This window comes from Dietzia sp. B19 (assembly GCF_014145155.1).
Taxonomy (GTDB): domain Bacteria; phylum Actinomycetota; class Actinomycetes; order Mycobacteriales; family Mycobacteriaceae; genus Dietzia; species Dietzia natronolimnaea.
The window spans coordinates 1-7,270 of record NZ_JAALED010000131.1 but is presented as its reverse complement, the minus strand read 5'-3'; the positions used below and the strand labels follow the sequence as shown (position 1 = coordinate 7,270).

The window sequence follows — 7,270 nt, the reverse complement described above, 5'->3', positions numbered from 1 at the left end:
CGCGCCGGCCGCCATCGCCGCCGGATGCGCACGCCGGATCCGCAGTGCCTCACGGACCAGCGCGAACTTGGGGTGCCCGCCGCGGGCCACCGCGCCGGACCGCAGGGGCTCGTAGTCCACGAACCGGCGGTTGTCCGGGTCGACCAGCGAGTCCTCCCACACCTCCGTGCCCTGGTAGACGTCGGGGACCCCGGGGGACAGCAGTTGTGTCGCCTTGGCGATCAACGAGTTGTCACGCCCGGCGGGGGCGATGCGGTCGACGAACGGGGTGAGCAACGCGCCGCCCGAGTCGAGCAGGGTGTCGATCCACCGGTGGGCGGCGGACTCGAAGTCCGCGTCCTGATCGGTCCAGGTGGTGTGCACGGCGGCCTCACGTAGGGCCTTGTCGGCGTAGTCGTGCAGCCGGGACCGCAGGTCGTCGGCGGGATCGTCGCGCTCCGGCCACACCCCCACGATCACCTGGAGCAGGAAGTACCCCGCGTCCTCGGCGGGCGGGGGGAACGTCCGGAACACCTCGGAGACCAGATCCGCCCACTCGTCGGACAGCTGGGAGAGGACCGAGATCCGGGCGCGCACGTCCTCGCCCCGCTTGGTGTCGTGGGTGCTGAGCGCCGTCATGGCCAGGGGGGAGGCGAGCGCGCGTTCGGCCATCGCGAGGTGGAAGGCCTCCACCTGCATGCCCATCCGCCCCGGTGAACCGCCGACCTCGTTGAGCGAGACCAGCCGGCCGAGCCGGTAGAACAGGCGGTCCTCCTCGGCCTTGGCGGTGGCCGCACCGGTCACCTGCGCCAACCGGCTCGAGGCCTCGGCACCACGGGCCAGAGCCCCGGCCACGAGACCCAGCACGGGAGCCAGTTCGGGGCGGTCGCGGTGCAGATCGTCCAGTATCGCGGGCAGGGTCCCGCGGAGGACGGGATAGTCGGCGCGATAGGCGGGCGTGCGCTCGATCACCGAGACCAACGCCGCGCGGAGGAGGGCCTCCTCGTCGTCACCACCCGTCACGACACTCGGCTCCCTGCCGAGGGCGGCCTCACGCCGCACTGCGCGGGTCAGGCGGCCCAGTTCGGGGGCGAGGTCCTCCAGGACGATCTGCCGCTTGAGACGGGCGGACTGATCGTGGACCTGCTCCTCGTCGCCGGGGCCGCCGCAGTACCGGGAGGCCAGCTCGGTCAACCGCGCCTGTCCGCCCCGGTCCACCAACATCTGGTCGATCAGCCGGAGGGCGTCGTATCCCGTGGTCCCGTCGACGGGCATGGCGGGCTCGAGCACTTCGGAGGGCGCGAGGATCTTCTCCACCAGCAGCCACCGGTCCTCGCCGGCCAGCCCGCGGAGCCGCCGGGTGTAGCCCACGGGATCGGCGAGACCGTCGGGGTGGTCGACCCGGATGCCGTCGACCAGATCCTCCTCGCACCAGCGGGCCACCTCGGTGTGGGTGGCGTCGAAGACCGCCGGGTCCTCCTGGCGCAGCCCGGCCAGCCCGGTCACGGTGAAGAACCGCCGGTAGCCCAGGAGCGGCTCCCGCCAGTGGACCAACCGGTAGTGCTGGCGGTCGTGCACCTGTTGCGCGGTCCCGCCCCCGGTGCCGGGGGCCACCGGGAAGCGATGGTCGTAGAAGTGCAGCTCGGCCTCCGCAGCGTCCGTGTCGGAGGTGTCGGTGTCTGTGGCGGTGTCGGTGGGGGTGACGACGACGAGCTGGTCGACGTCCTCCGGTGAACCCAACACCGGGATCGCTATCCGGCCGTCCGCCCCGTTGGCGGGCTCGGTGTCGAAGTCGAAGTAGGTGAAATACGGCGACTCCGGGCCCCGGCGCAACGCATCCCACCACCAGCGGTTCGCCGCCGGACGGTCCACACCCAGGTGGTTGGGGACGATGTCCACCACCAGGCCCAGGTCGTGCTCCCGGCAGGCGGCCCGCAGCGACCGCAGTGCGCTGATCCCGCCGAGCTCCGCTGCGACCGTGGTCGGGTCCACCACGTCGTACCCGTGGGTCGATCCGGGGGTGGCCTCGAGGATCGGCGACAGGTACACCGATCCCACGCCGAGGTCGGCGAGGTAGGGGACCAGGGCCTCGACGTCGGCCAGGACGAACCCGCGGCCGTCCGGGTCGGACGCGGGCGTCCGCAGTTGGATGCGGTAGGTGCTCGCCAGGGCCGTACCCCTGCGCAGCGGCCCGGTCCCGGTCAGATCCGCGGCGGTCACGATCAGGTGACCTTGCGCAGCACGATCGTGCCGCGATCGGCCACCGTGATCGTGTCGTCCGACCCCAGCTCACCGGTGCGCTCCTCGAGGTGGACCGCGGTGTCCAGGACGACCTCCCAGCTCTCGGCGTACTCGGACCCCAACAACGAGAACTCGATGGGCTCGTGGTGGGCGTTGAACAGCAGGAGGAACGAGTCGTCGACGATCCGCTGGCCACGCTCGTCGGGTTCGTGGATGCCCTCACCGTTGAGATAAACGGCCAGGGACTTGCCGAAGCCGGAGTCCCAGTCCTTGTGGGTCATCTCGGACCCGTCCGGGCTGAACCAGGCGATGTCCTGCGGGTCCTCGTCGTCGCGGAGAACGGTGCCGAAGAACCTGCGCCGGCGGAACACCGGATGGTCCTTCCGCAGTCGGACCAGGGTGCGGGTGAACTCGAGGAGGTCTTCCTTCTCCTCGTCGAGGTCCCAGCTCATCCACGCGATCTCGTTGTCCTGGCAGTACACGTTGTTGTTCCCGCCCTGCGTGCGGGCGATCTCGTCACCGTGGGCGATCATCGGCGTGCCCTGCGACAGGATGAGGGTGGTCAGCATGTTGCGCCGCTGCCGGTGGCGCAGACGCAGCACCTCGGGGTCGTCGGTGGGTCCCTCGACCCCGCAGTTCCAGGAGCGGTTGTGGCTCTCGCCGTCGTTGCCGTCCTCGCCGTTGGCCTCGTTGTGTTTCTCGTTGTAGCTGACCAGGTCGTTGAGGGTGAAGCCGTCGTGGGCGGTGACGAAGTTGATCGAGGCGGTGGGGCGACGTCCGGTGTTCTCGTACAGGTCCGAGGAGCCGGTCAGGCGGGAGGCGAACTCGCCGAGAGTGGCGGGCTCTCCCCGCCAGAAGTCGCGGACGGTGTCGCGGAACTGCCCGTTCCACTCCGTCCACAGCGGCGGGAAGTTGCCCACCTGGTAGCCGCCCTCGCCGACGTCCCACGGCTCGGCGATCAGCTTGACCTGGCTGACCACCGGGTCCTGCTGGACCAGATCGAAGAATGAGGACAACCGGTCGACGTCGTGCAGCCCCCTGGCCAGGGCGGAGGCGAGATCGAACCGGAACCCGTCGACGTGCATGTCGAGGACCCAGTACCGCAGCGAGTCCATGATGAGCTGCAGGGAGTGGGGGTGCCGGACGTTGAGCGTGTTCCCGGTGCCCGTGTAGTCCATGTAGTGCTGTTCGTCGCCCTCGACCAGACGGTAGTACGCCTGGTTGTCGATCCCGCGGAACGCGATGGTGGGTCCCATGTGGTTACCCTCCGCGGTGTGGTTGTAGACCACGTCCAGGATCACCTCGATGTTGGCGTCGTGGAACGCCTTGACCATCGCCTTGAACTCGCTCACCGCGTCACCGGGCTTCTCCGCGAACGCGTACTCGTTGTGCGGGGCCAGGAAGCCGAAGCTGTTGTACCCCCAGTAGTTCCGCAGCCCCATGTCGATCAACCGCTGGTCCTGCATGAACTGGTGCACCGGCATCAACTCGATCGCGGTGACGCCGAGGTCGGTCAGGTAGTCGATGATCGCCGGGTGGGTCATGCCGGCGTAGGTGCCGCGCATCTCCGCCGGGATGTCGGGGTGCGTGGCGGTCATACCCTTGACGTGGGCCTCGTAGATCACGGTGTTGTGGTACTCGTGCCGGGGCGCGCGGTCGTTGCCCCAGTCGAAGTAGGGGTTGATCACGACGGTGGTCATGGTGTGACCGAGGGAGTTCTCGGTGTTCCGTCGACCCGGGTCGTCCAGGTCGTAGCTGTGCAGGCTCGGGTGGCCGTCGAACTCCCCGTCGAAGGCCTTGCCGTACGGGTCGAGCAACAGCTTGGAGGGGTCGCAGCGCAGACCGTTCTCGGGCTCGTACGGCCCGTGCACCCGGAAGCCGTAGCGCTGCCCCGGGGTCACCCCGAACAGATAGCAGTGCCAGATATGACCGTCTACCTCGGTGAGCTCGACGCACTGCTCCCCGCCGTCGCGGTCGATCAGGCACAGGTCGACGCGCTCGGCCACCTCGGAGAACAGCGCGAAGTTGGTGCCGGTTCCGTCATACGTGGCACCGAGGGGGAAGGCGGTGCCAGGCCAGGCACGGATGAGCTCTGGGGCGGACTGCTGCGCGTCGTCGTTGGTCACAAGGCCCAACAGTAGTGCGTTCCGGGGCGGGAGCCGCTGTGCCGGGCCCCCGGCGGTCACCACCAGCCGGTCGCGGGCCCCATCTGCCTGGCCAGTTCGCCCGACGCGGACCGGACCCACGACCCGGAGAGGTGGTGGGAATCGTGGTAGACGATCACGTTGCCCACCACGACCGGGCAGTTCGCCGGGTCGCACAGGCCGTCGGTGAGGTCGATCAGTCGGACCGAGTCGATCCCGGCCCCGGCGAGCCCGGCCGGGTTGATCGGCGCGATGGACCGCTCCCGGGGCATCCCGCACTCCTCGGGGGTGCCGCCGTCTCCCAGACAGTCCCCGGCCCGGATCGGGCCGCGGCCCTGGTTGAGCCACGGGGTGTCCCGGACGGCGATCACGCCGATGCCCTGCTGGTCGAGTGCACGCCACAGGTCCACGTACTGGCGCGGGGTGACGTCCGGGCCCACGACCCCCACCGGCCGGGTGGCGGTGGTGAACACGAAGTCGGGTGCCAGGCCCACGAGGGCGGCCAGGGCGGCGGGCGTCCACTCGGCGCAGCTCTCGTACAGCAACTCGTCGCTGTCGGACACCGAGGCGTCCAGGGTCAGCGGGCACCCCATCTTGAGCACCGTGACCACCCGGAAGCCGTAGTGTCGGCCGACCTCGTCGAGGCCGCTGATCCAGTGCTCGGCGTGGGAGCCACCCACCAAGGCGATGGTGCGCGGCGCGGTGACGTCGCCGTACACGCACATCTGCACCTCGGCCGACTCGAAGTTCGAGATGCAGCCGTCCAGGGTGCTCACGGGCAGGTCGTTGCCCACCTGCAGCAGTGAGGGGACGTAGTCGGCGTCCTCGGGGACCGGGATGCCGTCGAAGAAGGCGCGGGCCCCGGGGTGGTCCGGGTCGGTCAGTGAGTCGACATAGGGCACGGCCGAGCGGGAGGCGGACGTGGCGGTCCACCATCCGACCGTCCCGAGGCTGGCCACCGCGGCCACCACGACGAGGGCGGTGGCCTGGACGAAGCGGCGCTGATCGCGCGCGTTGCGTCCGGACCCCTTGCGGAGCGAGTCACGCTTCTGGGCGGCGGGGGTGGACCGCCCGCGTGCCCGGCTGGCCATCCGCAGCGGTCGCTCGACGTACTTCTCGGTCAACAGGGCGAGCACCACGGAGACCGCGACGATCGCCAGCCCCGACACCAGCGTGATCTCGGCCTGCCGGTCGTAGGAGAGCCAGAGGATGAGGAGCGGCCAGTGCCACAGGTACAGGGAGTACGAGATGTCGCCCAGGCGTCGGAACACCCGCGCGGACAGCAGCCAGGTGACCGGGTCCCTCCGCGGTGTCGCGCGCTCGCCCTCGGGGAGGTTGCCGCCGAGGATGATCAGCAGGGCCCCGCCGATCGGGTACCAGGCCAGGGGGCCGGGGAAGTAGGCGGCGCCGTCGATCACGAAGCCGCAGCTCACGATGAGCGCCAGCCCGGCGACGGTGCTGAGCATGCGCAACGGCCACGGCAGCACGATCCCCGCCAGCAGGATCGCCACGAGACCACCGACGAGGAGCTCCCACATCCGGGCGCCGGTGTCGTAGTAGTTCCAGGGCTGGTTGACGGCCTGCCCGTAGGCGGACCACCACACCGAGGCCGCGGTGCCCACGGCCACCACTCCGAGGAGCATCCACTTGGGCGAGCCGCCCCGCCCGATGAGCCGCCACATCGCGGTCAGGCCCAGGACGACGCCGAGGGCGACGAGATAGAACTGGCCCTGCACCGACATGGACCACAGGTGCTGCAGCGGCGAGATGGTGGCGTCGGCCGCCGCGTAGTCCTGGGAGGTGAGCGCGAGCTCCCAGTTCTGGTAGTACAGCAGCGAGGCGAGGGTCTGTTCGAAGATCGCCGACCACTGGGTAGGGGGCTTGATGAGGATCGTCCCCACGACGGTCGCGGCCACCGTGACCACCAACGCCGGGTACAGCCGACGGACCAGTCGCGTGAGATGGGGGATCGGGTTGAGGGCGGTGCGCCCGTCCGAGGCGCCGCGTAGGAGCGATCCCAGGAAGAAGAACCCGGAGAGGGTGAGGAACACATCGACGCCGCCGGAGACGCGGCCCATCCAGATGTGGAACACCACGACCAGTGCGATGGCCAGCCCGCGGAGCCCGTCGATGTCGTGCCGGTAGGCCATCTTCCCTCGCCGGCGGCGAGCAGGCGAGATCGGAGTGCTGGTGGCCACTGGCGAGTACTTCCTGACGGGTCGTCCGGTCTGTGCAGGCGCCCCGACTCTGCGAGCGCGTGCACCGAAGAGCATGGCGGAGCCGCGTCCGATTACACCACAGACGGTCGACAGCGCCCGCGTTGGTACAGTCCGGCCCATGCTCAGCTCGCCGATCCGCGCCGTGGGGACCGTGTCGGGAGTCGTCGGTCCGGCCGTGGTCGCGCTGCTGGTGTGGATCGTGGCGGCACCCCGCTCGGAGTTGCTCTCGGTGGGCGGCGGGAGGGGGTTGCGGCTCCCGGAGTCCGGGACGGACGGCGGCAGCCAGCTCCTGATGTTGATCGTCCTCCTCGGGGCGGCCGTCGTGTGTGCGGTGCTGACCTTGTGGCACCGTCACCCGGGCCTGCGGAGGCCGGGTGGCGTCACCGTCCTCGTGGTGCTTCCGGGGCTGACGTGTGCGGTCGCCGCGGCGGCCGCCTCGCCGCTCGCCGCGTTGCTGGCGCCGCCCGCGGAGGACGCCCCGTACGGGTCGGTGGTGGCGCAGTCGCCGGCGGCGGGGGCGCTGTTCTTCGACCGCATGATCTACGGGACGTCGGGGCCGTCGTGGGACTGGTTCCCGCCCGGGGCCGGATGGCTGGTCTTCGGCGCGATGATCGCTGCCTTCACCGTCGCGGTGTTGGCCCATTTCAGCCACTCGCCGGAGTTGCGTGACGGGGTCGACGGAGTGCG

At 70.2% G+C, this 7,270-nt stretch carries 4 protein-coding genes; 1 reads left to right on the top strand and 3 read right to left on the bottom strand.

Annotation, left to right across the window (positions count from 1 at the left end; translation table 11 throughout):
- The 3 genes from treY to G6020_RS04910 form a co-directional block, all read right to left on the bottom strand.
- On the bottom strand, positions 1 to 2,199 hold a 2,199-nt coding region (gene treY, locus G6020_RS04920; RefSeq protein WP_182609855.1), incomplete at its 3' end, for a malto-oligosyltrehalose synthase.
- A 2-nt stretch (positions 2,200 to 2,201) separates the two neighbouring features.
- Positions 2,202 to 4,346 (bottom strand): glycogen debranching protein GlgX, encoded by a 2,145-nt coding sequence (glgX, locus tag G6020_RS04915; RefSeq protein WP_182609854.1) that lies wholly within the window; start codon positions 4,344 to 4,346, stop codon positions 2,202 to 2,204.
- A gap of 56 nt (positions 4,347 to 4,402) precedes the next feature.
- The gene (locus tag G6020_RS04910; protein ID WP_182609853.1) at positions 4,403 to 6,562 is read right to left on the bottom strand and encodes an acyltransferase family protein; all 2,160 of its coding nucleotides are present in this window, start codon (positions 6,560 to 6,562) and stop codon (positions 4,403 to 4,405) included.
- Positions 6,563 to 6,701: 139 nt separating this feature from the next.
- Between G6020_RS04910 and G6020_RS04905 the strand changes: the two genes are divergently transcribed.
- The coding region (locus G6020_RS04905; RefSeq protein WP_194305974.1) for a hypothetical protein at positions 6,702 to 7,270 on the top strand (569 nt) is incomplete at its 3' end.